This is a genomic window from Flavobacterium sp. IMCC34518, from assembly GCF_027111095.2.
GTDB classification, from domain to species: domain Bacteria; phylum Bacteroidota; class Bacteroidia; order Flavobacteriales; family Flavobacteriaceae; genus Flavobacterium; species Flavobacterium praedii.
In genome coordinates, this window is sequence record NZ_CP114284.2 from 1,692,717 (window position 1) to 1,718,400 (window position 25,684).

The 25,684-nt window shown below is 32.3% G+C and carries 26 protein-coding genes; 7 read left to right on the plus strand and 19 right to left on the minus strand.

Translation table 11 applies throughout. The features are described 5' to 3' along the window. Window positions 1-21 precede the first annotated feature (21 nt). Window positions 22-627 (minus strand): DUF4254 domain-containing protein, encoded by a 606-nt coding sequence (locus tag OZP06_RS07445; protein ID WP_269224316.1) that lies wholly within the window; start codon window positions 625-627, stop codon window positions 22-24. A gap of 89 nt (window positions 628-716) precedes the next feature. On the opposite strand from OZP06_RS07445, the gene upp reads away from it, so the two are divergent. Further along, window positions 717-1,370, plus strand: a complete 654-nt coding sequence (gene upp, locus OZP06_RS07450; protein WP_269224317.1) for a uracil phosphoribosyltransferase — start codon at window positions 717-719, stop codon at window positions 1,368-1,370. On the opposite strand, the gene OZP06_RS07455 is transcribed toward upp, so the two are convergent. Further along, window positions 1,365-2,294 (minus strand): DUF6427 family protein, encoded by a 930-nt coding sequence (locus tag OZP06_RS07455; RefSeq protein WP_281324428.1) that lies wholly within the window; start codon window positions 2,292-2,294, stop codon window positions 1,365-1,367. The two genes, upp and OZP06_RS07455, sit on opposite strands and share 6 nt — an antisense overlap. 144 nt (window positions 2,295-2,438) lie before the next feature. Here OZP06_RS07455 and OZP06_RS07460 point away from each other — a divergent pair, with 144 nt between their 5' ends. Next, complete coding sequence (locus OZP06_RS07460; RefSeq protein ID WP_269224320.1) at window positions 2,439-2,672, plus strand: uracil phosphoribosyltransferase; 234 nt, start codon at window positions 2,439-2,441, stop codon at window positions 2,670-2,672. Window positions 2,673-2,739: 67 nt separating this feature from the next. On the opposite strand, the gene purD is transcribed toward OZP06_RS07460, so the two are convergent. After that, complete coding sequence (purD, locus tag OZP06_RS07465) at window positions 2,740-4,014, minus strand: phosphoribosylamine--glycine ligase (protein WP_281238427.1); 1,275 nt, start codon at window positions 4,012-4,014, stop codon at window positions 2,740-2,742. Between the two features lie 115 nt (window positions 4,015-4,129). Between purD and OZP06_RS07470 the strand changes: the two genes are divergently transcribed. From OZP06_RS07470 to OZP06_RS07485, 4 genes are read left to right on the plus strand one after another with little or no spacing between them, the layout of a single operon-like run. Further along, window positions 4,130-4,411, plus strand: a complete 282-nt coding sequence (locus OZP06_RS07470) for a type II toxin-antitoxin system RelE/ParE family toxin (protein ID WP_269224321.1) — start codon at window positions 4,130-4,132, stop codon at window positions 4,409-4,411. A gap of 13 nt (window positions 4,412-4,424) precedes the next feature. After that, the gene (locus tag OZP06_RS07475; protein WP_269224322.1) at window positions 4,425-4,727 is read left to right on the plus strand and encodes a HigA family addiction module antitoxin; all 303 of its coding nucleotides are present in this window, start codon (window positions 4,425-4,427) and stop codon (window positions 4,725-4,727) included. Continuing rightward, window positions 4,728-6,038: a phenylacetate--CoA ligase family protein gene (locus OZP06_RS07480; RefSeq protein WP_269224323.1), complete on the plus strand. Its 1,311-nt coding sequence runs from the start codon at window positions 4,728-4,730 to the stop codon at window positions 6,036-6,038. 41 nt (window positions 6,039-6,079) lie between these two features. Then, the gene (locus OZP06_RS07485; protein WP_269224324.1) at window positions 6,080-6,607 is read left to right on the plus strand and encodes an ORF6N domain-containing protein; all 528 of its coding nucleotides are present in this window, start codon (window positions 6,080-6,082) and stop codon (window positions 6,605-6,607) included. A 10-nt stretch (window positions 6,608-6,617) separates the two neighbouring features. Here OZP06_RS07485 and OZP06_RS07490 read toward each other — a convergent pair whose 3' ends face one another. From OZP06_RS07490 to OZP06_RS07550, 13 genes are all read right to left on the minus strand, one after another. Continuing rightward, the gene (locus OZP06_RS07490; protein ID WP_281324429.1) at window positions 6,618-7,382 is read right to left on the minus strand and encodes a glycosyltransferase family 2 protein; all 765 of its coding nucleotides are present in this window, start codon (window positions 7,380-7,382) and stop codon (window positions 6,618-6,620) included. Between the two features lies 1 nt (window position 7,383). Beyond that, the gene (locus OZP06_RS07495) at window positions 7,384-8,736 is read right to left on the minus strand and encodes an exopolysaccharide biosynthesis polyprenyl glycosylphosphotransferase (protein WP_281238420.1); all 1,353 of its coding nucleotides are present in this window, start codon (window positions 8,734-8,736) and stop codon (window positions 7,384-7,386) included. An 82-nt stretch (window positions 8,737-8,818) separates the two neighbouring features. After that, window positions 8,819-9,802: a UDP-glucuronic acid decarboxylase family protein gene (locus tag OZP06_RS07500; RefSeq protein WP_269224325.1), complete on the minus strand. Its 984-nt coding sequence runs from the start codon at window positions 9,800-9,802 to the stop codon at window positions 8,819-8,821. A 153-nt stretch (window positions 9,803-9,955) separates the two neighbouring features. Continuing rightward, a complete protein-coding gene (locus tag OZP06_RS07505) occupies window positions 9,956-11,083 on the minus strand; it encodes a glycosyltransferase (RefSeq protein ID WP_281324430.1) in 1,128 nt (375 codons plus the stop codon). Then, complete coding sequence (locus OZP06_RS07510) at window positions 11,064-12,329, minus strand: O-antigen ligase family protein (RefSeq protein ID WP_281324431.1); 1,266 nt, start codon at window positions 12,327-12,329, stop codon at window positions 11,064-11,066. The genes OZP06_RS07505 and OZP06_RS07510 overlap by 20 nt, the downstream gene beginning before the upstream one ends. Then, window positions 12,326-13,411, minus strand: a complete 1,086-nt coding sequence (locus OZP06_RS07515) for a glycosyltransferase family 1 protein (protein WP_269224330.1) — start codon at window positions 13,409-13,411, stop codon at window positions 12,326-12,328. Before OZP06_RS07515 ends, OZP06_RS07510 begins: the two co-directional genes overlap by 4 nt. Next, a complete protein-coding gene (locus tag OZP06_RS07520) occupies window positions 13,395-14,465 on the minus strand; it encodes an O-antigen ligase family protein (protein WP_269224331.1) in 1,071 nt (356 codons plus the stop codon). Before OZP06_RS07520 ends, OZP06_RS07515 begins: the two co-directional genes overlap by 17 nt. A gap of 213 nt (window positions 14,466-14,678) precedes the next feature. Continuing rightward, window positions 14,679-15,212, minus strand: coding sequence for a class I SAM-dependent methyltransferase (locus tag OZP06_RS07525; protein ID WP_269224332.1), 534 nt, complete (start codon window positions 15,210-15,212; stop codon window positions 14,679-14,681). Then, on the minus strand, window positions 15,202-16,488 hold the full coding sequence (locus OZP06_RS07530; RefSeq protein WP_269224333.1) for an oligosaccharide flippase family protein: 1,287 nt from the start codon (window positions 16,486-16,488) through the stop codon (window positions 15,202-15,204). The genes OZP06_RS07525 and OZP06_RS07530 overlap by 11 nt, the downstream gene beginning before the upstream one ends. Window positions 16,489-16,560: 72 nt before the next feature. Then, entirely contained in the window at window positions 16,561-17,553 is a 993-nt protein-coding gene (locus OZP06_RS07535) for a hypothetical protein (protein ID WP_281324432.1), read from the minus strand. 8 nt (window positions 17,554-17,561) lie between these two features. Then, the gene (locus tag OZP06_RS07540) at window positions 17,562-19,241 is read right to left on the minus strand and encodes a hypothetical protein (protein WP_269224335.1); all 1,680 of its coding nucleotides are present in this window, start codon (window positions 19,239-19,241) and stop codon (window positions 17,562-17,564) included. A gap of 107 nt (window positions 19,242-19,348) precedes the next feature. Continuing rightward, on the minus strand, window positions 19,349-20,833 hold the full coding sequence (locus OZP06_RS07545; RefSeq protein WP_269224336.1) for a GH3 auxin-responsive promoter family protein: 1,485 nt from the start codon (window positions 20,831-20,833) through the stop codon (window positions 19,349-19,351). 61 nt (window positions 20,834-20,894) lie between these two features. Further along, a complete protein-coding gene (locus OZP06_RS07550) occupies window positions 20,895-21,407 on the minus strand; it encodes a peptidase (protein WP_281324433.1) in 513 nt (170 codons plus the stop codon). 211 nt (window positions 21,408-21,618) lie between these two features. Between OZP06_RS07550 and tatA the strand changes: the two genes are divergently transcribed. Beyond that, entirely contained in the window at window positions 21,619-21,792 is a 174-nt protein-coding gene (gene tatA, locus OZP06_RS07555; RefSeq protein ID WP_281324434.1) for a twin-arginine translocase TatA/TatE family subunit, read from the plus strand. 330 nt (window positions 21,793-22,122) lie between these two features. Here tatA and OZP06_RS07560 read toward each other — a convergent pair whose 3' ends face one another. From OZP06_RS07560 to OZP06_RS07570, 3 genes are all read right to left on the minus strand, one after another. After that, window positions 22,123-22,929: an ABC transporter ATP-binding protein gene (locus OZP06_RS07560; RefSeq protein WP_269224337.1), complete on the minus strand. Its 807-nt coding sequence runs from the start codon at window positions 22,927-22,929 to the stop codon at window positions 22,123-22,125. Between the two features lie 223 nt (window positions 22,930-23,152). After that, window positions 23,153-24,040 (minus strand): nitrate ABC transporter permease, encoded by an 888-nt coding sequence (ntrB, locus tag OZP06_RS07565; protein ID WP_269224338.1) that lies wholly within the window; start codon window positions 24,038-24,040, stop codon window positions 23,153-23,155. A gap of 389 nt (window positions 24,041-24,429) precedes the next feature. Then, on the minus strand, window positions 24,430-25,665 hold the full coding sequence (locus OZP06_RS07570) for a CmpA/NrtA family ABC transporter substrate-binding protein (RefSeq protein ID WP_269224339.1): 1,236 nt from the start codon (window positions 25,663-25,665) through the stop codon (window positions 24,430-24,432). Between the last annotated feature and the right edge of the window lie 19 nt (window positions 25,666-25,684).

Genomic DNA, 25,684 nt, shown 5'->3' on the forward strand with positions numbered 1-25,684 from the left:
TACAAATTCGTTGCCAAAAAACTATTTTTTATTTTGATACAAAACAGGATTCAAATCATCGTCGTTGTACATTTTCATTTGTTTGTACACTTTCATGAATTTGTCTCCGTTTTCGATATCTGTCAATAAATCATCGATGGCCAATGACAAATCGGTTCTTTGTTCCAAAAGGATGTTCAATTTTGCCTGACATTTGTCTCTATGATCTTGTGAAGCTTCGGCGCGAGTAGCTTCTTCGTTCATGTGATAAATTTTTAATGCCAAGATAGACAATCTGTCAAAAGCCCATGCTGGACTTTCTGAATTGATTTTTGCATTGTCTTTTACGGCAACATGGCTGTATTTTTGAAGAAAATAACTATCAATATACTCCACCATATCCGTACGTTCTTGATTGGATGCATCGATTCTTCTTTTCAAAGTCAAAGCCGCAACTGGATCAATATTCGGATCACGAATGATATCTTCAAAATGCCATTGTACGGTGTCGATCCAGTTTTTTAGATACAACAAATGCTCGAATTTTTCTTTTGGAAAAGGGTTATTTATAGGTTGGTCAACATTATCAAATTGATGATAATCTTTTATACTTTGCTCAAATACTGAATAAGCTAATTTTGAAAACATATCTTTATGATTTTAGAAATACAAAGATACTTTTTATACTTTTATAGTGTAAAAAAAACTCCACAAATTAAATTTCTAATAACAAATCCATGGAAATTCATTATTTATCAGAAAATAACAGTGTCTTAAATCACTTTTTAAGCCAAATTAGAAATATCAGCGTTCAAAATGATAGTATGCGTTTTCGAAGAAACATTGAGCGAATTGGTGAAATTATGGCTTATGAAATGAGTAAATCATTGCATTACAAAGCAGTTGATATACAAACACCTCTTGGCATCAAAAAAACCACCGAAATTGCTGAACAATTGGTGCTCTGTTCTATTTTAAGAGCTGGTTTAACCTTACACCAAGGTTTTTTAAACTATTTTGACCATGCTGAAAATGGTTTTATTTCGGCCTATAGACACCATCCCAATCATGATGACTATTTTGATATACTAGTAGAATACCAAGCTATAGCTGATATTAATGATAAAAATGTGTTATTATTAGATCCAATGTTGGCCACAGGACAATCTATAGTTGCTGTTTTTAATAAACTAATGGAAAGAGGTACTCCAAAAGAAATTCATATTGCCGTGATTATTGCTGCGCCAGAAGGAATCGAACATCTAAAGCAACATTTACCAGATAGTTGTCACCTTTGGATTGCTTCCTTAGACGAAAAACTTAATGAAAAAAGTTATATAGTTCCTGGGCTTGGAGATGCAGGTGATCTGGCTTACGGAAATAAGTTATAATTGGGAAAAAAACGTAAAAAAACTACAAGCTAAAAGCACAAACATTACGATTTCCTCTTTCAACTTGGGCTGAGAGATTTCGATATGAGCTGTCGCCATTATTGCCATCGGTGCAAAAGTAAAAACTAATAACTCATTGCTTTTATTTGTTGAAAGTACAAATATAATAATTCCAATAAAGAACGATACTATCACCTTTTTGTAAGAAGATAGCAGCACTAAAGGTCGGCTCGATAATGATACAAACATTGAAACAACAAAAAATAATGCAACAGTACTATAAATGGAGAAAGCAGCATTTTGATAATTATTAGTAAAATAATCAATATTTAAATTGATTTTACTACTCTCCTGCAAAAAGGCTATACTGTTGATATCAAAAATTAAGGAGGTTAAAACAAATAGTATAGATACTGCAAAAAGAGCAATAAAAGGAATAACCCAATTTCTATAATCTCTAGATACGTGAAAAATAACCGAGGTAAAAACCAAAATAATATATAAAATACTCCAAAATTGAAACAATGCCGCTATAAAAATCCACAGAGAGGCATCAAAAAGTTTCTCTTTTGTTTGTTTTAAGGTTTGCAAAGAAATCAATCGTCTAATGGCTAAAAGTATAAATAAATTAGCTAAAATTAAATTGGGATTGTTGAATAAATTAGGAAAAAAAATCAGAAATGAAAAATAGAAATAGGCAGTGTATGTACTGTCTTTACTCAAACCATTGCGTTTTGAAATAAAACTAGTTAAGAAAATTGCACCCAATAATAGTACCAATGTGCCTATTTTTTGAAGTATCGAAATAACAGAATTTGTCCAAGTTACATCTTGAATTTGATATAGAAAAAAGAAAACCAGCATTAAAATAACGACCAATGAAAAATTTAATGGTGTAGATTTTTTAAAAACACTTGTTATCATAAGGATATTTTATACTTTTGTGACTGTAAATATAATACTTGTTTAAAAAGGAACGGGACAAGATTAAAAAAGATTCATTAGAAAATTTATTTTTTGATGTTCTGAATTCCAAAACACAAAATAACAAAATAAAAGAGATACATTATGACATCATTTTTTGAAGGAATACAATATTTATTTGTAAACATTTTATTCGCTCCTTTAGACTTTTTACGTTCACTAGAACTAAAAACTTGGTTTGGTGCCAACACTATCAACTGGATCTTTATGATTATTTGTTCAGTTGCTATCGTTTATTGGATCAAACAATTGAAATTACATAAAGAAAATGGAGAAGAGTTTCAGGATACAACTGCTCATTCTTTCTTGACTAAATAAATTCTTTGTCGAATAGATTATAAAAACGGTTTAAACTTTCTATTAAGTTTAAACCGTTTTTTATTTTCTAGATCAAATCAAACCCAATGTCTTTTCTGAAATTCATTTTGTCAAAATGCAACTGATTTACATTTTTGTATGATTTATCCAAAGCTTCTTGAAAATTATCTCCATAAGATGTAATAGCCATAACTCTTCCGCCGTTGCTTACTACATTACCATTCTCTAATTTGGTTCCCGCATGAAAAACAATAGAATCCGTCACTTTTTCTAAACCGGTAATTACTTTTCCTTTTTCAAAATCTTCTGGGTATCCTCCTGAAACAATCATTACAGTTGTGGCGCTTCTTTCATCAATTTCTAAGTTGAATTCGTCCAGTTTTTCATTGGCTACAGCCAAAAACAATTCAACCAAATCTGATTTTAATCTAGGAACCACTACTTCGGTTTCTGGATCTCCCATTCTCACGTTGTATTCAATAACGATTGGTTCGTTGTTGACATTGATTAGCCCAATAAAAACGAATCCTTTATATGCAATTCCGTCTTTTTGAAAACCTTCGATTGTAGGTTTTACGATACGGGTTTCGATTTTTTCCATCAAAACAGCATCCACATAAGGAACTGGAGAAACAGCTCCCATTCCACCAGTGTTCAGACCTGTGTCACCTTCACCTATACGTTTGTAATCTTTGGCAGTTGGCAAAATTTTGTAACTTTTACCATCCGTCAATACAAAACAGCTTAATTCTATACCGTCCAGAAATTCTTCAATAACCACTTTGGAACTTGCAGCACCAAATTTTTGATGAACTAGCATGTTTCTTAATTCATCTTGTGCTTCGGCCAGATCCTGAATGATCAAAACTCCTTTTCCGGCTGCTAGACCATCTGCTTTCAAAACATACGGTGGTTGCAATGTTTCTAGAAACTTACATCCTTTTTCAACTGTTTCGGCCGTAAAACTATCGTAGGCTGCCGTTGGAATGTTGTGTTTCATCAAAAATTCTTTGGCAAACTCTTTACTTCCTTCTAATGTTGCTCCAATTTTTGAAGGCCCAATAACAGGAATAGCTGCCAAATCTTGATCGTTTAGAAAAAAATCATAAATCCCTTTTACTAAAGGATCTTCTGGACCGACCACTACCATCTCTATATTTTCTTTGAGAACCAATGTTTTTATGGCATCAAAGTCGGTGGCACTGATGTCAACATTTTTCGCAATTTGAGCAGTTCCCGCATTTCCTGGAGCTACAAAAAGGGTGTCACAAAGAGGACTTTGAATCATTTTCCAAGCAAAAGCGTGTTCTCTTCCCCCCGATCCTAGTAATAAAATATTCATGATGTAGTTATTTTAGTTGCATTGCTGTCTTTTGACAGACGGTGCAAAAATAGTTTGTTTTGCCGTGAAATAATAATTTTTTTTACTTACTTTTGACGTTAGTAACGTGAAAGATATGACAATTTCATTTGGATCAAAAGAAACCGAAAAAATTTGGAATGGAATTGTTGTAAAAAAACCTTCAATAGAAATTCAACAAATTGCGAGAAGAAAGCTGAGAATGTTAAACAACTCTCAAGATTTAATAGATTTAAGAATTCCTCCATCGAATCGTTTAGAAAAATTAAGCGGTAATTTAAAGGAATTTTATAGCATTCTGATTAACAATCAATGGCGCATCATTTTTAATTGGGAAAATGGAAATGCTTCAAATGTAGAAATTGTAGATTATCATTAAAATTAGATTTGAAATGGAAAAATTAAAAAATATACATCCGGGAGAAATTTTACTTGAAGAATTTCTTATTCCTTTAGACATAACTCCATATCGGCTGTCTAAAGAATTGAAAATTCCGCAAACTAGAATTTCAGAAATTACTAAAGGAAACCGGAGAATTACAGCAGATACAGCAATGCGTTTGAGTCAATATTTTGGAAACTCCCCTAAATTTTGGCTTGGACTACAAGACGATTATGATATAGAGGAAGAACAAGAAAACAAAGGGGAAGAAATTCAAGGTATCAAGCCTTTTGATAATCAAAAAGTGGCGTAGATGTTCAAACTATTCGACCTAACACTCCTAATAAACGGTTTTCCTATGCAGGAAGCCAAAGCTGAATTGCAAAATATTCTTGCCATTCCTGAGGAAAACTATAGTCGTTTTATCGAACAAAAAAAAGCGGAAATTGTCCATTTTCACCTTAACAATAATTCGTTTTATAAAGAATTGGTCGGTTCTGACTCTTTTGCAAATTGGTCTGATTTACCCATTTTAAATAAGAAAAACTTACAGAAGCCTTTGAAAGAAAGACTTTCATTGGGTTTTACGGAAAAATCCGTGTATCTCAATAAAACATCGGGGTCCAGCGGACATCCTTTTGTTTTTGCCAAAGACAAATATTGTCATGCACTAACTTGGGCATCCAATATGTATCGTTTTGGCTGGTATGGAATTGATTTTAACACTTCTTATCAAGCGCGATTTTATGGTATTCCGATGCATTTTATTGGAAACCAAAAAGAAAGATTCAAGGATTATTTGAGTCATCGGTATCGATTTTCCATATTCGATTTATCTGATGAAGTTTTGGAGGTTTTTTTGAGACATTTTAAAACTAAGAAATTCGATTATATAAATGGTTACACCTCATCGATTGTTTTGTTTGCTAAATTTTTACAGAAAAAAGATATCTTTTTAGCAGCAATTTGTCCCACTTTAAAAGTATGTATGGTCACCTCCGAAATGCTTTTTGAAGAAGACAAACTGCTTTTGGAAAAACAATTTGGCATTCCTATTGTCAATGAATATGGCGCTTCAGAATTGGATTTAATTGCTTTTCAAAATCTAGAGGATGAATGGCAAGCCAACTCGGAAACATTGTTTGTGGAGATTTTGGATGAAAATAATCAGGCGGTTCCAAACGGAACTTCGGGTCGGATTGTAATTACTTCCCTCTTTAACAAAGCGCATCCTTTTATTCGATACGATATTGGTGACATTGGCATATTGGATGAAAAAAGCACTTTAAAAAAACCTATTCTTAAACAATTAATTGGAAGAACCAATGATGTGGCTATTTTACCCAGTGGTAAAAAATCACCTGGATTAACATTTTATTATGTAACCAAAAGTATCATTGAAGACGATGGAAATGTAAAAGAGTTCATCATTAAACAAACTAAGATTGACCAATTTGAAGTAGAATATGTAAGTGATTTTGAATTGAATGCAGAACAAATCGAAAAAATAAATCAGGCCGTAGCTTTGTACTTGGAACCGAATCTATACTTTACTTTTATTCGTAAAAAAACCTTGGAAAGAAGTAAACGCGGAAAATTAAAACAATTTTCCTCTTTTTTGTAATGTAAATAAAATCGTATATTGGCCGTTAAAATTGACAAACGATGAGTGAACTGTCTTTGCTTTCAGAAGAAACCATTTCAAACAAAATTTATTTTATCCGCAATCAAAAAGTCATGCTTGATCGTGATTTGGCACAACTCTATGGGATTGAAACCAAAAGATTAAAAGAGCAAGTCAAACGCAATATCTCTAGATTTCCAGGAGATTTTATGTTTGAGCTTACTAAATTAGAGTTCGAAAATTGGAGGTCGCAATTTGCGACCTCCAATTCGGACAAGATGGGTTTGCGTTATGTACCGATAGCATTCACTGAACACGGGGTATTGATGTTGTCTAGTGTATTGAAAAGCGATAAAGCGATTCAGACCAATATCCAAATCATGCGCATTTTTACTAAAGTGAGGCAAATGTTATTGGATACTACTGAAATTAAAATTGACATCCTTCAAATTCAAAAAAAACTAGAAAATCATGATAAAAATATCGAGTTGGTTTTCTCCTATTTGGATGAATTGACTGAGAAAAAAGAAAATGAAGGCGAAAGAATTAAAATTGGATATAAAAAATAATCTCCTAAATCTACTTTATATAACGCGGTTTTATTAGTAATTGAGTGATTAAAAATCCAATCATAATAAATAAAGAAGAAATATAACTAAACCCGTGAAAGTTTCGGTAAACTGCAAAATTATGTTTCAATAAATCGACCTTTGAAGCAGAGAGTGAATTATCTCTAATGCGATAAAAAGCCAAACTTTCGGGAACGGGTTTAGCTTTTCTAATTTTTTTTAGAATCGTAAGCCAGACCATCCAATCCTGTCGTTTTCGGGTTGCAGAAATAGCAATTTTTCCAAAAAAATTAACTTCATAAATTCCCGTAAGATTACCAACATAATTACAAAAAAACAATTGATGATAGGTCAGATTTCTTGGAGCTTCAACTATTCTATTTAATGCATTTCCTTTTTCATCAATACATTCGTAGAAAGAAAATGTAAAAGGTACTTTGTTTTCTTTTAAAAACTGAAGTTGTTTTTGAAGTTTTTGTGGTTTCCAAAGGTCATCTGCATCCAAAAACGAAATATAATCCCCATTTGCAATAGACAATGCTTTTTCTCTAGCAATTCCAGCACCTGAATTTTTATCCAATTGAAAAAGACGAATTCTAATATCATTTTTAACAAATTGTTCAATAACAGAAATAGTCTGGTCTGTTGAAGAATCATCAACTATGATCATTTCCCAGTTTTGGTAGGTTTGATTTTGCACGGATTGAATCGTTTCAGCTATGAATTTCTCTGAGTTGAACGAAGGAGTAATAATGGATACTAAAGCTGTTTCCATACTAATATGCTTTTTTATCACCTTTTAAAGTATTGTAAATGGTATTGAAGATGATTTTTAAATCCAATAATAAAGACCATTTTTCGATATAAAAAATATCATATCGTACTCTATTTATAATGTCTTTGTCCGTTTCGATTTCTCCACGAAATCCTTTTGTTTGGGCTAAACCCGTTATTCCTGGTTTTATAAAATGACGCACCATGAATTTATCAATCCGTTCCGCATACATATTCGTGTGACTAACCATGTGTGGTCTAGGACCTACTACTGACATGTCTCCCAACAAAACATTGAAAAATTGAGGCAATTCATCGATACTTGTTTTACGTATAAATTTACCCACCTTCGTTATTCTTGAATCGTTTTTGGAAACTTGTTCAATATCTGCCAATTCATTTATTTCCATAGACCGAAACTTGAAACAATTGAATTCCTTATTATTTAAACCGTTCCTCTTTTGCATAAAAAAAAGAGGGCCTTTTGAATCCATTCGAATAATAATTGCCAAAACAGGAATCAACCATGATAATATACATACAATTATTACAGTTGAAAAAACAATATCAAAAGCACGTTTGATATTATAATGTAAGGACTCATCTAGGGAAATTGTTCTTTGTGATATTACAGGAATATAATCATAATATTCAAAAGTGGTGTTTAATGCTAATAATTGCTTTTGATCTGGAATAAACTTTAGTGTTTTTAAATTATTATCGGCAAAAAACACAAATTCTTCTATTTGCTTAAATGATAAATCAACCTGTGAGCAATAAAGTTCATCTATTTTATGCTCTAAAACAAAAGAAAAACACTCTTGAAGTAGTTCGGATTTGTTTAAATCCAGATCAAACACCTTTATCAATTTATAGCCATAATCTGGATTTTCCTCGAAAAAATGTTTTAATGGTAAAATGCTTTTATTTTTACCGATAAGTACAACTCTTCTAAAATTACCACCAAAAATTATTCGGTATTTTTTAAGAAAAAAGTAGATAAACAGTTTAAAAACAAGAATCATAATTACCGAAAGAAATGTGAATTCTAAAATTGAATACAAACTATATCTATCGGGATAAAAATAAGCTAGAGCAAAACACCAAACTAAAAAAACAATGGCTTGCTTCAAAGTGCAATTCAAGATAGCAATAACTTTGGTATAACGGTACACTTCATAAAACCCTAAATTGGCAGCAATAATAAACCAAGCAGTACTGATAAAAAGAGCATAAAAATCTTGAAAAACAGGAATACCCGAAAAATACGCTGCGAAGAAATTGATTATAACCAAATCTAATAAGCGTGAAAAAGGCCTAATGTAACCGGAATATCTTCCTGTTTTAGTTTTCATTTGAAGATACTATTTACTTTGTATGGAATATGTATCGTCATTCTCCAATCTAATTTGAACTATTTGAATCATAGTCAAATCACTAATTGATATACTTAGAAAAATCTTTATGTTCTTCTTTGGATAATTCTTCTTTGGATAATGACTTGAAATAATCGTAGGTGATTTTCATTCCTTCGGCACGATTTACTGTGGCTTCCCATCCCAATAATTCTTTTGCTTTGGTAATATCAGGTTGACGTTGCAAAGGGTCATTTATAGGCAACGGATAATAAACTACTTTTTGATTGGTTCCTGTTAGTTTTATGATTTCCTCTGCAAAATCTTTGATCGTAATTTCATCAGGATTACCAATATTTACAGGATAAACATAATCCGAATGTAACAATCTGAAGATCCCTTCAACTTGATCATTGACATAACAAAAAGATCGCGTTTGCATGCCATCTCCAAAAATTGTTAAATCTTCTCCACGAATGGCTTGTCCTATAAAAGCGGGAATAACTCGACCGTCATTGAGTCGCATACGAGGTCCGTAAGTATTGAAAATTCGAACAATTCTAGTTTCTACTCCATGAAAAGTATGATAAGCCATAGTGATAGATTCTTGAAAGCGTTTGGCTTCATCATACACTCCTCTTGGTCCAATGGTATTTACGTTTCCGTAATAATCTTCGGTTTGAGGATGAACTAATGGATCACCATATACCTCAGAAGTAGAAGCTATAAGAATTCTTGCTTTTTTGACTCTTGCCAAACCTAATAAATTATGTGTACCCAATGAGCCTACTTTCAAGGTTTGAATTGGAATTTTGAGATAATCAATTGGACTTGCCGGCGAAGCAAAATGCAGGATATAATCTAACTCGCCTGGAACATGTACAAACTTTGTGATATCGTGATGATAAAATTCAAAATGTTCTAGTTTGAACAAATGTTCAATATTTTTTAAATCACCTGTAATTAGATTGTCCATTCCTATAACATGATAACCTTCTTTGATAAAACGATCACATAAATGAGATCCTAAAAATCCTGCTGCTCCGGTGATGAGTATTCTTTTCATAAGAAGATAATATTGTTTTAGTTGGAATATGGAATCGCCAAATCTTCATTTGTGTTTGCGACAAAAACTGTCATGGCGATTTCATGAAAATAATTATAGACAGCAAATATAGTGAGAATGAGATATGCAATTCATCTTAAAAGAAAAATTTTATTATAAACTATCTGCATATAAACTTTGATGTTCTTTGTGTTTTTTTGTTACGAAAGCTTTAATTTCGCTTTCAAATCTTTCTTTTGAAAATTGCAAAGCGTGTTCCCGTATTTCTTTTGGATTGAATTTTAAGGTTTCAAAATTCAGTATGGCTTCTTTTAAACTTTGGGCTGTTTGTTCTTTAAAAAAAACGCCTGTTTTACCTTCAATTACAGTTTCAAGTGCTCCTCCTTTTCCAAAAGCAATAACGGGAGTTCCACAAGCCTGAGCTTCTACAGGTACAATTCCAAAATCTTCTTCGGCTGCAAAAACAAATGCTTTTGCTTCTTGCATCTGTTTTTTTAATTCTAATTTATCAATATGACCAATAAGTATAATATTGCTTTTGGCTATTTTTTTTATTGCATCATAATCAGGACCAGAACCTGCAACTACCAATTTCAGATGTGGTAATTCATTAAAAGCTTCAACAATTAAGAGCGTTTTTTTGTACGAAACCATTCTGGATGCTGTAAAATAATACTCCTTTTTGTTTTCTTCTAATGTAAAAAAATCAACATCAACAGGAGGATAAATTACAGTTGATTCACGGTTGTATATTTTTTTTATTTTTTGGGCAATGTTTTTTGAATTGGCAATAAAATAAGTGACATTCTCTGAATTTGTTACATCCCATTTTCTAATATTATTTAAAACATATTTGGCATAAATTCCTTTTAATCCTTTATTTAGACCTGAATCCTGTAGATATTGTTCTTGTAGATCCCAAGCGTACCGCATAGGAGAATGACAGTAACAAATATGCAACTGGTTTTTACGGGTTCGAACACCTTTCGCAATTGATGAAGAAGAACTCAGTATTAAATCATACTCGCTTAAGTCAAATTGTTCAATGGCGCACGGGAAAAGTTGCAAAAACTTTCGGTGATTGGACTTGGCGGTGGGTAAATTTTGAATAAAACTGGTTTTAGCTTTTTTCCCTTTTAAAATAAAATCCCTATCGGTTTCGTTCAGGAAATCAATTAAAGCATAATGATCAAAATCATCCCAAATATGATTCAACGAATGAATCACTTTCTCGGCTCCACCATTTACATAATACCAATCGTTAATTAATGCTTTTTTCATTTTGTTGTGTATTTGTAAAAAAAAATAGGGCGCTAAAAAAAGCAAAAAAAAGTACACCATCGTGTCTGCTTAATATGTTTTCAAAGGAAAAATTAAGAAAAACAAAGGAAATAAAACTGATATAAAGTACTAATTTATGTTCAATAGCATTTTTAATCAAGCATAAAATTGAAATTAAAAACAAAACCAATCCAACAAAACCTGCAGATAAAATAATTTTTAAAAACTGATTGTGCGAATTGTATCTTGTCACTTTATAAGTATCCGTATTTGTAAATGTATTGTCATAACAGGACTGCAACTCTGCATCAACATCGCCAACTCCATACCCTAAAATTGGTTGCTGTTTTATTTTTTCGAAACTGCAATAATAGATTCCATTTCTAATTTGTTCTGTACTTATATTAGGATAATTATCTTCGTATTTGCCTTCTGGAAAAGAAAAATTATATTGAGACAATTTTTGAAAACGATCTCCTAGTCTATCTGTTTTTAAAATTATAACGAATCCTAAAACGATAAAAAACATACTAAAAACAAACATTTGCTTTCTGTTTTTAAACATCAAAATAGAAGATATCAAAAGTGTTGCACCAAAAGGCATTCTGGATCCTATGAGATATTGCCAATATATGAAATAACTAATAATGGCTAGCATGGCAATATAAACCAAAAGATTTTTTCTATTAAAGACCTCTTTTTTAAATTTAAAAAAAAGAAGAATAACTCCAAAACCAATCCACATCGACAAATAAGTTCCGTGAACTTTTATCTTTTTTTCAATCAGCTGCCTAAAGTCCCAAAACTGAATTTCGCTCTTATAAAGGCAATCATATAAAGTGAAATTCAAATAAACCAAAGCCAAAATTAAAGCCATGATATACATCGATTTTATAAACTCCAACTGCTTATTGTTAATTATCTCTTTGTCATTAAACAAAAAAATGGCAGGAAATAAAATGGTTGGCAAAAGTCTAATTATGTACTTTATACCATTACCTATATTTTGGGTATAAAATAATGAAAATGCATAAATAAGAAATAAACTTGAAAAAAGTAAACTATATAAAGTCTTCTTTCTATTCCAAAATTTCTTTCCTTCAATGCTAAAATAGGAAAGTGAAAACAAAAATGCAGCAATCATCAAGACACTTTCTACTCCTGTTGGCAAAACTGGGAAAAAAGATAATGCAATCAAGAAAAAGTAAGTAATCTTACGGTTTTGATTTATAATGTACTGTTTCATTCTATTATTTTGAATCCTTGTATATGATTTTCGATCGCTTTTTCCCAAGTAAATTTTCCCAATTGGATTTCGCTCTGACTTCTTAAAAATGAATTATCAGTTCCTTTTTCAAGATATTTCGTTATTTTTTGAATCAATTCTGTATGATCATTTGGGTCAAAATAAATAACCGCTTCTCCTCCTATTTCTGGCAAACTGGATGCATTTGAACTTATTACCATGGTTCCTGCAGCCAATGCCTCTAAAATAGGAAGCCCAAAACCTTCATACAAAGAAGGAAAAACAAATAATGAAGCCTCTTGATAAATCTTTGGCAAATCTAAATCATCTATATATCCTGTAAAAGTAATTTGGTGTTGTAAATTATGACTCTTTATGTAATTATCAATCTGTTTATCTCGTGTGATAAAACCTTCTTTTTTGCCAATAATCACCAGTTGGTATTTAGATTTTAATTCTTTCGATAATAAGCAATAGGCTTTTAATAGGATCATTAAATTTTTATGTGGTTTTACGTTTCCAACATACAAAATATAGTTTGAAGGCAATTTTAAATCGGTATCATTTATTGTGTTTTGAAAAAAATACTTATTAACTCCACAATAGACTACCTTTATTTTGTTTGGAAATACCGACGTGTATTTTAGGAGTTCCTTTTTTGAAAATTCAGAAACTGTAAAAATTAAATTGGCTTTTTTTACTGCATTTTGAAATAAAAGTTCGGCATATTTTTTCTTCACCATAGAAATAGGAGATACACCTGCCAAATGATTTAGATCATGAATTGTTGTCACAATTTTTTGTGCTTTGATTGGTAATAATGGTACATTAAAATGTGGTGCCCAAAAAATGTCGCATTTAGGAACTACAATTGGATAAAGTATTTGCTCTTTCAAAGAATAAATTTTGGCGTTGAATTCAATGATTTCAACTCGATTATTCCAATGAAATCTGCTTATTTCTTTTGTATTACCTAGCACTATAACTTGGTCAAAAATGTCTAAAATACCCGGTACTATATTCTTTAAATAGGTACCGATTCCCGAGGCATTTATTAAACGGATATCAATTACTAATTTCATCTATATAGTTGTTTTGGTATGCCAAAATGATTCCTAAAAATGCCCAAGGGTATAAAAAATAAATTTGTACTCCAAAACAAAATAGCAATAGAAAACCTGTCAATAAAATATATCCTCTATTTAATTTTTTTAATTCTTTGTGTAATTGATAAATAATTGAAGCAAATAATATAAACCCAATAATCCCCATTTCTACAATAATATCTACCAATCCTCCAAAACCGTGTGCGTCTATATTAAGAACTTCTTTTGGTGGCTTTGGAAAAAAAGCACGGTACTCTGCATTATTTCTCAATAAAGGATAATTCCCAAGACCAATCCCAAATACTGGGTTTTCTTTGACCATATTAGGCACAATGTATGTACCCGAAACACGACCCAAAATTAAATTAATATCTGTAGGACGCTCAACAACTGAAAGTTTTACTCGATTTAATTCTGTAATGTACATTGAACTAATATTGATAAATAAATAGTAAAACCCTATCAAAAACAAAACAATTACCGGAAAAGCCAGAACTTTGAATTTATTTTTCAGGTAATCAAAATTCAACATTCCAATCCACACAACAATTAATAAAACACCAGCCTTAGACCTTGCACAGAATGCAATTATAAAAAACAGAAAAATTTGTTTTAGAATTCTTTTGCTGCTTTTTGGCTGGAAAAAAGTTAACATAAAAATAAATGAAAGCATTAATCCGTATGGACCTCCCTCATTATAAAACCCCCTTAACCGATAGTTTTCATATACTACTATTGAACTATGAAGAGGTAATATCCGCGAAAAAACCAAAACATAAATTACAGCAAAAACAATTGTGATTGCAATATTCCAATTAACTAGATAATCAACAATAATTCTAGAATTTGCATACTGCTTTTGAAATAATCTAAAAGTAATTATACCTAAAATCAAACAAGATACTAATTCAATATAACGCCCAATGGTTATCACATAAGGAGCTTTAAACCTTGAGGATCCAAGAATGTCGAATTCATGTGTTGCTGTTAGTATTAACCCTAATACCGCTTCTATAGTAAAGAATATCAAAAAATAAAAAATGAATTTATTAATGGATTTTTTTATCAAAAAAGGCAAAAAGAGCAATAAAATAAGTTCTGAAACTTTGATAAAGCCGAATTTAATATCTGCTGTTTGAATACAAAATGTAATCAAACAAACAATCAATATCATTGTAAGATGCTGTGTCTTTATTTTCACTTATTGAAATTGATTTATAAATTCCTAATCATATTATTTGATCTATTTTTTGAGTTTTACCTCAACATTATAGGCAGGTGCAATACTTCTCAAAAGGGTTTCCTCATATATTTTTTGGGTTGTTTTATTTGCATTTACCCAAATAAGAAAAGGCCAATTTAATGGATTCTTGTTCATGAATGTAATTTTGGAAAACAGTAATTCGCTAAACTGAAAATCAAAATAATAATTTCTGTTATACCTTGTATTATTTACAAAAAAATCAAAAGTTCGAAACGAAAACATTCTTTTGTGCGTAGGATCTATATAATTATTACTTGATGTAAAATGTGGAACTCTGATTTCAACAATACCTTCTGGTTTTAAAACCCGGTGAATTTCTTTTAAAACCTTAGGATAATCCACATGCTCCAAAACGTCTATACACATTATATATTCAAATGTTTCATTTTCAAAAGGAAGCAAACTATTTTCAATATCGCAAACGACATCTACACCAGGTAATTGAGTAATATCTAAATTAACAAATCCTTCTTTTATATCATTTCCGCAGCCAATGTTAAGCTTATTTTTCATTCTTTAAAAAATTAAGATTTGGGAATTTAAAAATTAAAACAGCCCATAAAGATATCGAAACAAATAATTCTGTAATATAAATTCCCGCAGAAATTCCAAATATTCCAAATTGTTTAGACAAAATTGTATTCAATATAACATTAATAAAAACCGATAAAATAATGATTTTTGTAACGGCTTTTTGTTTGCTATACACCATAAATGTAAGATAAGGAACCATATTAAAAGCAACTACAAAAGGAATCAGTGAGTTATAAACCAAAAAGGCACTACATTCAGCTATATTCATTTTTACGAAATAGGAAACTATTAAATTTGAGAAAACTACTAACAACATTGCTGCTATTAGCATGCTTATTACTAAAAAAATAAATAATTTTCGAGCAAAAACCTTATAATCCTGATGATTTTTTCCAGCCATTTCGCAAGCTTTAGGGAAAAGACTCTGAATTATAAATGACCCGCAAAACCGTACTACTAATATCACTTTTTCGACAACACAATAGATTCCCAGTGCATATTCATTTACAAACAATCCCAAAATCATTGGGTTAAGATAAGCATTGGCATTAATCGAAATTACTTGAACAAAAATCCCAAAACCAGTTACTATTTCATTTTTTATGGCTTTAAAATCTGGTTTATAATACTTCCATTTCATTCTATTCATCAATACCAAAATAGAAAATATACAAGTTAATAAATCCATTGATCCTATGGTTAAATTAACAAGATATAAATTAGCTCCACTTTCAAGAAAAAGATAAATCACCAAAAGACTTATTATTTTGAAGAAAATGAAAAAATAAAAAATGTATTTCAATTTATGTAACGATCTCAAAACCCAAAGCGGATTGAAAGTCCTACCGATTAAAATAAACAAAGATGTAAAATATATAAAACTATAATCATTTGCTTTTGGAAAAAAGAAATAAATAAGAATAGAGAGTAAAATAGCAATCCCTAACAAAATAGTTTTGCAGTATGTAACTGTAAAAAAGTGTTTGTTTATAAAATCTGGATGGTCTTGATTTAAAGTTACGTCCCTTGTGGCATTGATATTAAAACCATATTCAGTTATAGAAGAGACAAAAATTGCAATAGACTGAAATAATATAACAATACCAAAACCTTCAAGCCCACATTTTTGAATGATCCTTGGAGAAATTAAAAGTGGAAATACAAAATTTAAAAGATTGATAAAAAACAAAAAAAAGGAAGAATTGATATGCCTTTTATTTGAAACTAGTGTCTCTATGAGTCTGTTTTTAAACATTGGTTACTAAATTTAAAAACGATTTCACGCAAATAAACCATACAATATCAGTACTGTTTTCAAGCATACATTCTATTCTTTCTTTGACTCCGTTATTAATGATTGCTTTTTGTAAAATGCTAAAAAAGAATGCGATGCAACAAACAATAATACAAATAAAAGGGGCAGAATCAGACTTAAATTACCACTGATAAAATTCGTTTTTTTTAGGTTTAATACAGTGTTTATTTGTTTTATAGTTTTATCATATCTAACTAATTTAACCCTGTTTTTGCCTTGTTCACCTATTAAATATTGTTTAGTTTTAATAAGGTCGTTTAACTGAGTATTTTCATTATAATAAACCAATTTTCCGTCTTTTTGAACACTTTTCTTATTGCTTGTAAAACTAGCTAAAACATCATTTATTTGCTTTATAATGGTGTCATTTTGAGCAATTTCTTGGTCTAAATTCTTTAGTCCAATTTTTTGAACAGTACTAAAATACTTCGAATTATTCAAGTAATTTAATATTGGCTGAACGACATTTTCTTCATCTGTTAATTCATTTGTTGTAAATGAAATGGTGTGATAGGTGTAATTTTTACTCGTTACATTGTCTATCAAAACTTTGTTTATATCTCCGTCTTCTGCAATTAGTTTTAATAATTCGAAATTTTGTTCTTTGTTTTCCACAAAACCATAAACATCTGCAATTGGTTTAATTGCAATTTTTTTAATTGCTTTTGGCTTCTTGATTCCAACAACATTTTTAAGAAAAAGAGTGTCTCCATAAGCAATTTTTGATTGTAATAAATCAATTTTTGAGTACAAATAATCAACACTTTCAAAATTTGGTGTTACAATGATTTGATTATCAAATATCTTCTTATTCGAATCCAAATACCAGCCCATTCCAAAACCAACAAGAATCAAAGCCAAAACTAAAACCTTGTTTCGAACAAAAAATTGGATCCCTTTAAAAATCGATGTACTTACAGATCCAAAAAAATCGCTTATTTTTTGAGGAATTTGAAGCAAATCAATTTCTTGGTCCTCTTTATTTTGGGGTACTTTTGTACTCATTTCTTAATTTATTTTATATTGAAAATTTGTTCCAAAATTTTAATGGTAATCAGATAGGTAGGTTTCACTCCAGTAGTTCCCAAACCACCTGAAGCCAATGTACTTCCTGTTTCTAATGGGTTATCCGAAGCGTAATAGGCATATCGTACCTTTATATCTTGAGGGACACTTTTTCTGATTTTTGAAGCCGATTGAATGGCTTTTTGATAATAGGAACCTTCCATTTCCAGACCAATAACGCCCCAAGTTGATTCATGAAAAAACTTTAATAAATCTCTGTTTTGCAAAGACGTTCCCAGAACGGTAACCATTGGTCCAGCAAAAACAGCAATGTCATTGCCATCAAACATGTCAGCCGTTAATTCGTTTTCAAAGAAATAATTATCCGCGGTTCCTTCATTAATATGGGCATTCGGAATCATAATATCTCCTTTTCCCCCTTCAAGGATTCCTGCTTTCCCCATAATCGAAACCGATTTTACATTGAGTAAGATTTCTTTTTTATAAGGTTTTAACAACTCGTCTATTGTTTCATAAGCTTGTTCACCAAAAGCATAATCCATCACAATAAGCACTGGTTTTTGCTCTCCTAAATCGGCCTTTGGAAAAGAAGTTTTGGGCCAATCTATTTTGGCTGTGTCAAAAATTTGAACGTCTATATTGGTTCCTGAAGTATCTGGCAAGAAAATCATTCCTTGTTTCAGTGCTACAGCTTCTACTTGATTGCGAAGCTCATTGGCTCCCGATTTACTCAATTCTTCGTAAATAAAAAAATCAGACTTGTCCTTGAATTTTGTTTTCAAAATAGGAGTGGCAAAAATAGAATTCATCACTGAGTGCATATTGGCACTAATCACGTGAATGGGTCTATCCAAGAGTTGGTTTTCTTTCAAGACTTCCTTAATGTTGGTCGCCCAAACTTCACCGTGAATATGGTGTCCCAAACGCTCCCGTAGAATTGGACTGAACGTAATCGTTCTTTTATTACTGTCAATAACTTCTTCTATGGCTAGTTTCCCCAACCAATAAATAACATGCAAAAACCGATCTGGTGCCGCTTCATTTCCAAAAGAATCATAAATATCCAAAACTTCCTCAAAAGTTCTTCCCAGAATATTAGCCGCATGCGAAATGGCTTTTTCTTTTTCGACCAAAGTCAGTTTTTTTTGTTGAAATACCGCTGCTTCCAGTTTTGTCCAATCACGGGAAACTTCCCCTGCATCGTCTAATAAAACTCTATTTCTTATTTTATGTGATTCGATGAAAATAAAGGTCAAATGCGTCAAAATATCATAAATGTCTGATCGCCCTCGAGTGATTTCCACATTCATTTGTTCTTCGTCAATTCGGTAACAATTGCGACGTCTTTTTGGAGGAACAATTGCTTTGAAGTGCGATTTGGAATAGCCTTCATCCGATGTTAAATTAATAAAACGGCACTCTTCGATTCCTACAGGAAGACGTTCTATAACATATAAAAGTCCGTTTAATTCGACTTTCTCTTCGGCTATATTTCCATAAATTTCGGGTCTTAAAGCCAATAATGCTTCTCTTAAAGTATCACCAGAAATTCCCATGGGTTTGTAAAATCCTCTATTGAAAAGATGGCGCATCGTGATGTACATTTTTTCAATAGCCGCCGATGATTCTTGTGCTCTGGATCTGGATATATTTTTAGTCTCTTTCATTTTTTTATAACTTTATAATTCTCAAATGTAGGGATTTTGTTCTTTTAGTTAATGTTATAGTATTGTAACTCTTTTATTCCCTTTTTAAAATCAAAATATTTTATGCTTTATAACGCCAATAAATCAACAATATTCCTGTCATTCGATAATCTTGGTATTTTATTCTGACCGCCCAATTTTCCAATCGATTTCATGTAGTTTTGAAAACCGTTTTTGGCAACTTTGGTTACTACTAATTTTTTTAAAACATGTCCCACAATCAAATCATCATAATAAATGTTTTGTTTGCGCATGGCATTGTCTAGTGCTTCCGCAAAAGTGTCGCTGTCATCGGGTTCATTCTCAAATTCGACAAACCATTCGTGATACGGCAATCCTTCGGTAGGCGTAATTTGTGGTGCCACAGTAAATTCATTCACTCTTATGGTTGTCCCTTTCATAGCTTCCTGCAACGCACATTCGACTTCTTTCCCAATGACATGTTCGCCAAAGGCAGAAATATAATGTTTGATGCGTCCCGAAACAATAACGCGATAGGGTTTCAATGATGTAAACTGAACGGTATCACCAATATTGTATCCCCAAAGTCCTGCATTGGTAGAAATAATTAAAACATAATTAACCCCCAACTCTACTTCTCCTATCGTATAACGTTTTGGGTTTTCGGCATAAAAGTCTTCGCTTTTTATAAATTCATAAAAAATCCCGGCATTCAATAACAGTAACATTCCTTTTTCTTTTTGGGAATCTTGATAGGCAAAAAATCCTTCGGAAGCTGGAAATAATTCAATACTGTCTACTTTTCTACCAATTAAATTTTCGAATTTGGCTCTGTACGGTTCATAATTAACCCCTCCATAAATAAACAAATTGAAGTTTTTGAAAATTTCTCCGACTGGTTTTTTACTTCTTTGCTGCAATTTTTCAAAATACATTTGCACCCAAGATGGAATTCCTGAAATCACCGTCATATCTTGGTCAATCGTTTCGCCGACAATCGCATTGACTTTGGTTTCCCAATCTTCAATACAATTGGTTTCCCAAGATGGCAGCCGATTTTTTTGCAAATATTTTGGAACAAAATGCGCTACAATTCCAGACAAACGACCTAGTTTTATTCCGTATTTTTCTTCAAGAATTGGGCTTCCCTGCAGGAATATCATTTTGCCATTTACAAAATCGGCATTTTTGGTTTCGTGTATATAAAGTAAAATCGCATTTCGAGCCGCTTCAATATGATATGGCATCGATTCTTTGGTTAGCGGAATGTATTTAGCACCCGAAGTTGTACCCGAAGTTTTGGCAAAATAGAGTGGTTTTCCTTTCCAAAGTACGTTCTCCTCCCCTTTTACCACTCGATCCACATATGGTTTTAAGGCTTCATAATCACGAACAGGAACTTGCTTTGTAAAATCTTCAAAATTCTTAATTTCATCAAAATGATGGTCTTTTCCAAATTGAGTTTGCTTTGCTTCTTTTATCAAGTTTAAGAAAACTGCCTTTTGGGTTTCAACAGGAGAATTGGCCCAAACCTGTGTCTTTTTATATATTTTTTGTGCAAATAATTTTGCTGCAACCGATTTTAGTGACATTCTATTGGGCTTTATTTTTAAATTTTATTTGTGCTTTTTATGTTTGAAATCGCTTTTGATGTTATCTCGCTTTCTTTTTAGAATCTCCTTTTTGAGATTTGGCATCTAATTTTTCTTCCTTATTCACTCTTTCTCTCAATTCATTTTCTTTTGTAGAAGGAGACAAATCTACTGGCTCTGATGTATTGTCATTGCTAGAAAGTATGGAGTCTTTATTGAATTTGGCATATTCTAAATCTCCATTCAATACTTTTTGAATCGATTTGATATAGAGCTCGTTTTTTTTTAGCGCTGAAGAAAGGGAGTCTGATTTTAATGCTAAAACGGTCGCGTCTCTTTTTAATTTAGAAGAAGAATATCCTGGTATAAATTCTCTTAATGGTGTAAAAGCAATCAATACGGTTGTAATTGAAATTAAGAAAATAGCTCCCAATGAAAGCGAAACAAAAACACTCATAATGTTCAACTTGAACGAAAAAATTTCTTCAAAAGTATCCTCATTCAAAATTATTAATCGGTTTTTGATTAATAATCTGTCAAAAAAATTCTTTCTTTTTAATCGATTAGTAGGCATGAGATGTGTTTAAGTCACAAATATAATAATTAAAAGCGTTGCCAACACTAGCCTGTTTTAAGTAGTTGCATTCTTAGCCTAACTATTTTATCAAATATTTAACGCTATCAAAAGCAAATAAATCAGTCAAAATGAGTGGCTATTAAGTTATTCTATATACATTTGCACATTAGATTTATTACAAATTTGCTACGGCATTAAATATTCAATCATGGGAAGATTAGGTCTTACAGAAATCCTTGTTATAGTTGGAGTTGTATTATTACTTTTTGGAGGAAAAAAAATTCCAGAATTAATGAAAGGTTTAGGAAGCGGAATTAAAGAATTTAAAAACGCCGCCAAAGACGATCAGACAGCTGACAAAAAAGAAGAAGAAACGAAATAAGAATTTTTTATAAAAAATTCCTAAATCTTAAATTCCAAATTCCACTATTTATATAAGGAGTTTGGGATTTTTTATTTAATTCTACAAACAACATTATTTAGTCTAATACATTTTAAAACATATAAGTCATTTAAGTTTTTAATTTGATTACGATAAAGTAAAATCAAAAGCTCATTTAAGTAAAGTTGCTTCACCTTATTTAGGAACCTTATAACTTATATTCTCTTTTACGCGTAATTTGATTAACTCTTTCTTTTATAATTTATATGACTTATATGTTTAAAATTAAAAACGGTTTGTATTGTAGTAGAATTTTACAAATTAACTTAACTAATTTTTATAAGAAACTCCCATATCTTCAATAGAAAAATGGTCCGTCAATAAATGCAATAAATGGTCTCGCAACTCAATATACTCTGGAGTTTTTACAATTTCAATTTTATTTCTGGGTCTTGGTAAATGAACCTCAACAATTTCTCTAATTGTAGAAGCTGGGCCATTGTGCAAAACCACAATTCGGTCTGATAAGAACAGCGCTTCTTCGATATCATGCGTAATCATCACGATGGTTTTCTCTCTGTTATTTAGATTCCACAATTTCAAAACTTCGAGTTGCATCGAGCCTTTGGTTAAAGCATCCAATGCACCAAAAGGTTCGTCCATCAATAAAACTCCCGGATTGATGGCAAAAGCTCTCGCAATAGCCACTCTTTGTTTCATTCCTCCCGAAAGTTGTCCCGGTAATTTGTCTTTATGTTGAAACAGATTAACCATTTTGAGGTTCTGAATCACAATCTCGTGTTTCTCGGCTTTGGAACAATCCATAACCGAATCCACCGCTTGAAAAATATTGTTTTCCACCGTCAACCAAGGCAATAACGAATAGTTTTGGAAAACAATTCCGCGATCCGGTCCTGGTCCTTTGATATTCTTATTGTCTAATACTACCGATCCGCCCGTTGGGGTAAGCATCCCTCCTATCGCGTTCATAATCGTTGATTTTCCACAGCCCGAATGTCCGATGATGGATATGATTTCACCTTTTTTGATCGAAAGGTTAATATCTTTTACTGCAATGTATTTCCCTTTTGGAGTTGGAAAAGAAATTTCCAAATCTTTTATTTCTAAATAGCTCATTTTTTTTAGTTTTTAAGTTTCTACGTTTTTGGGGAGCAGAAGCATTTGTTTTTTTAACATGTGTCCTCCCGCTATTCGTTGCAATCTTGCGGGCTGAACCCCAGCCCACAAGGATTTCCACTGCTATCGGGGCTAAAAATCAGCATTCTGTTTTTTTAAGATGTTGAGTTACTGAAGTTGCTAAATCTTAGAAACATAGCGTCTCAGTATCTTAGAGTCTTTTTTACGCTTTATAAGACACTTTATTTTCAATCATTGTAAAAAATCCATCAAAAATAATTCCGACAAAGCCGATGATGATGATGGCCGAAATCACTTTTTCCAAACTCAATGCATTCCAGCTGTCCCAAACAAAAAATCCAATTCCTGCTCCACCCGATAACATTTCGCCAGCAACAATAACCAACCAAGCCACACTGATACTCAATCGCAATCCTGTGATGATGTGTGGCAAAGTGTACGGAAAAACAACCTTGGTCAAGTATCTCCATTTTGAAAACCCAAATGCCTTGGCTACATTTTTATGATCTTGCGGAATGGTACTCACCCCAAAAGAAGTGTTGATTAAAGTAGACCACAAAGAAGTGATAAACACGATGAATATAGTCGCCATCCCTGTGTCTTTGAAAACCACCAAACCAATAGGAAACCATGCCAAAGGCGAAACCGGTTTTAAGAACTGAACGATAGGGTAAAATATTTTTTTGAAAATTGAACTGGCACCAATCAAAATTCCAAAAGGAATTGCAAACAAAGAACCCAATAAAAATCCCGATAAAACGGTTTTGATGGAGACAAACAATTGCAAACCAATTCCTTTGTCATTTGGGCCATAATCATAAAAAGGGTCGCTTAACATTTCGAATAATACGGTTAAGGTTGCTGTTGGCCCAGGAAGCGCCTCTTTGGTATAATAACTCAATAGACTCCAAAATCCACAAAAAATGGTCAATCCAATACAAGCAAATAGGATCGATTTTGCTTTTTCTAAAATATAGCGTGACGCTTTTTTAAGTGTTTTTTTCTTGATTAATCCACCTATAATTTTCTTCTTAGTGTGGGCTATATCTTGCCCCTGAGTTTCGATTGTTGCTGTAGTTGAATGTGACATAATTGTGAATTTTAATTTTTTTTTGATTTTACCAAACAACCTGATTTCGATTATTTAATAATTTGTTTTTCATTGTATATCCTGCAAGTTTTTTCAGAACCTTGTAGGTATAAATACCGAAGAAAAGATACCTACAAGGTTCTGAAAAAACCTTGCAGGAGTATTAAGTACATTATTTATAAATAGGTTTTTAGAGTAATGATCGCTCTCAGGTTAACAGTTTTTGAAAACCTATTAGATCAATTGCTCTTGAAATCCGTGAAGCTGCGTGAGGGATAAAAGCTAGCTACCGAAGTAGCGCGGATAGCCCGACCGAGTTGAGCAAAGGGGCTGTATGAGCGGTGCTATAAGTAAGCCCCTTTGCTCAACTGGGTCACGCCCAACTATTTTTAACGTTTCACCACTTTTAAATAAGCGGATGGGTTTGCTGGATTGAAAACTGTTTTGTCCATTGTAAGAGAGAAAGGTTTCATATCATCCGTAGGGATTTTGATCTTCATGCTTTTGGCTACTTCTTCGTATAAATCCTGCATGATTAGTTTATCGGCAATGGCTTTGTAATTGGGTTCTTCTTTCAAATATCCAAATCGAACATATTGTGCCATCGCCCAAATAGCGTAAGATTTACGAGGATAATTTACGGTTCCTCCTTTGTAAAACAACATATAATCATCGGTATAAACTTCGGTTCCTTGGTTGCAACCTAAGTTGTAATCGCCCATCAATCTCGATTCGATAACATCTGCAGCGGCATTTACATAAGGCGATTTCCCAATGATGGCGGCGGCTTTCTTGCGGTTGGCCGGATTATCCAGCCAGATACAAGCTTCGAGAATGGCTTTCATTACTTTTTTAAGATCCTCACGACGGGTTTCGCTAAATTCTTTGTTGACAACCAATGCTTTTTCAGGATGGTCTTTCCAAATATCCTGTGAAGCAATTTGCGTAAATCCAATTCCTTGCTTTACGGCAACACCTCCCCAAGGCTCTCCTACGCAGTATCCGTCCATGTTTCCTACTTTCATGTTCGCCACCATTTGCGGAGGCGGAATCGTGATGATTTTTACCGCTTTTTGGTTTAAACCTGCTAATGACATCCAGTTTCTCAACCACAAATCGTGGGTTCCTCCAGGGAAAGTCATCGCAAAAGTCACTTCTTTTTCGGCTTTCAATTTGGCGGCCACAACTGGAGTCACTTTATTCATTTGTTTGAAACCTACTTTTCCGCAAAAGTCATTCGATAATGTGATCGCTTGACCGTTTACATTTAGCATCATGGCAATTCTCATTTCGGAGCCAGCCTTTCCTCCTACTCCAGTATACACAGAAAAAGGCATAGTATAAAGACAGTGAGCGCCGTCCAATTCGCCTGTTAAGATTTTGTCACGGATATTGGCCCAAGAGGTTTCTTTGGTTACCACCACTTCAACTCCATATTTTTTAAATAAACCCAATTCTTTGGCCATGACAATTGGCGAACAATCGGTTAAGGGAATAAAACCGAGCTTGATAGGTTCGCTAACTGGGGGTTTTGAATTTGTTTTGAAAGAAGAGAACAAAACCACGCACGCTACCAACATCAAGGTGGTAAAAATCGTGCTTCTCTGTTTTTTAGTCTGTATCATTTTTTTATTTTTTAAAGAT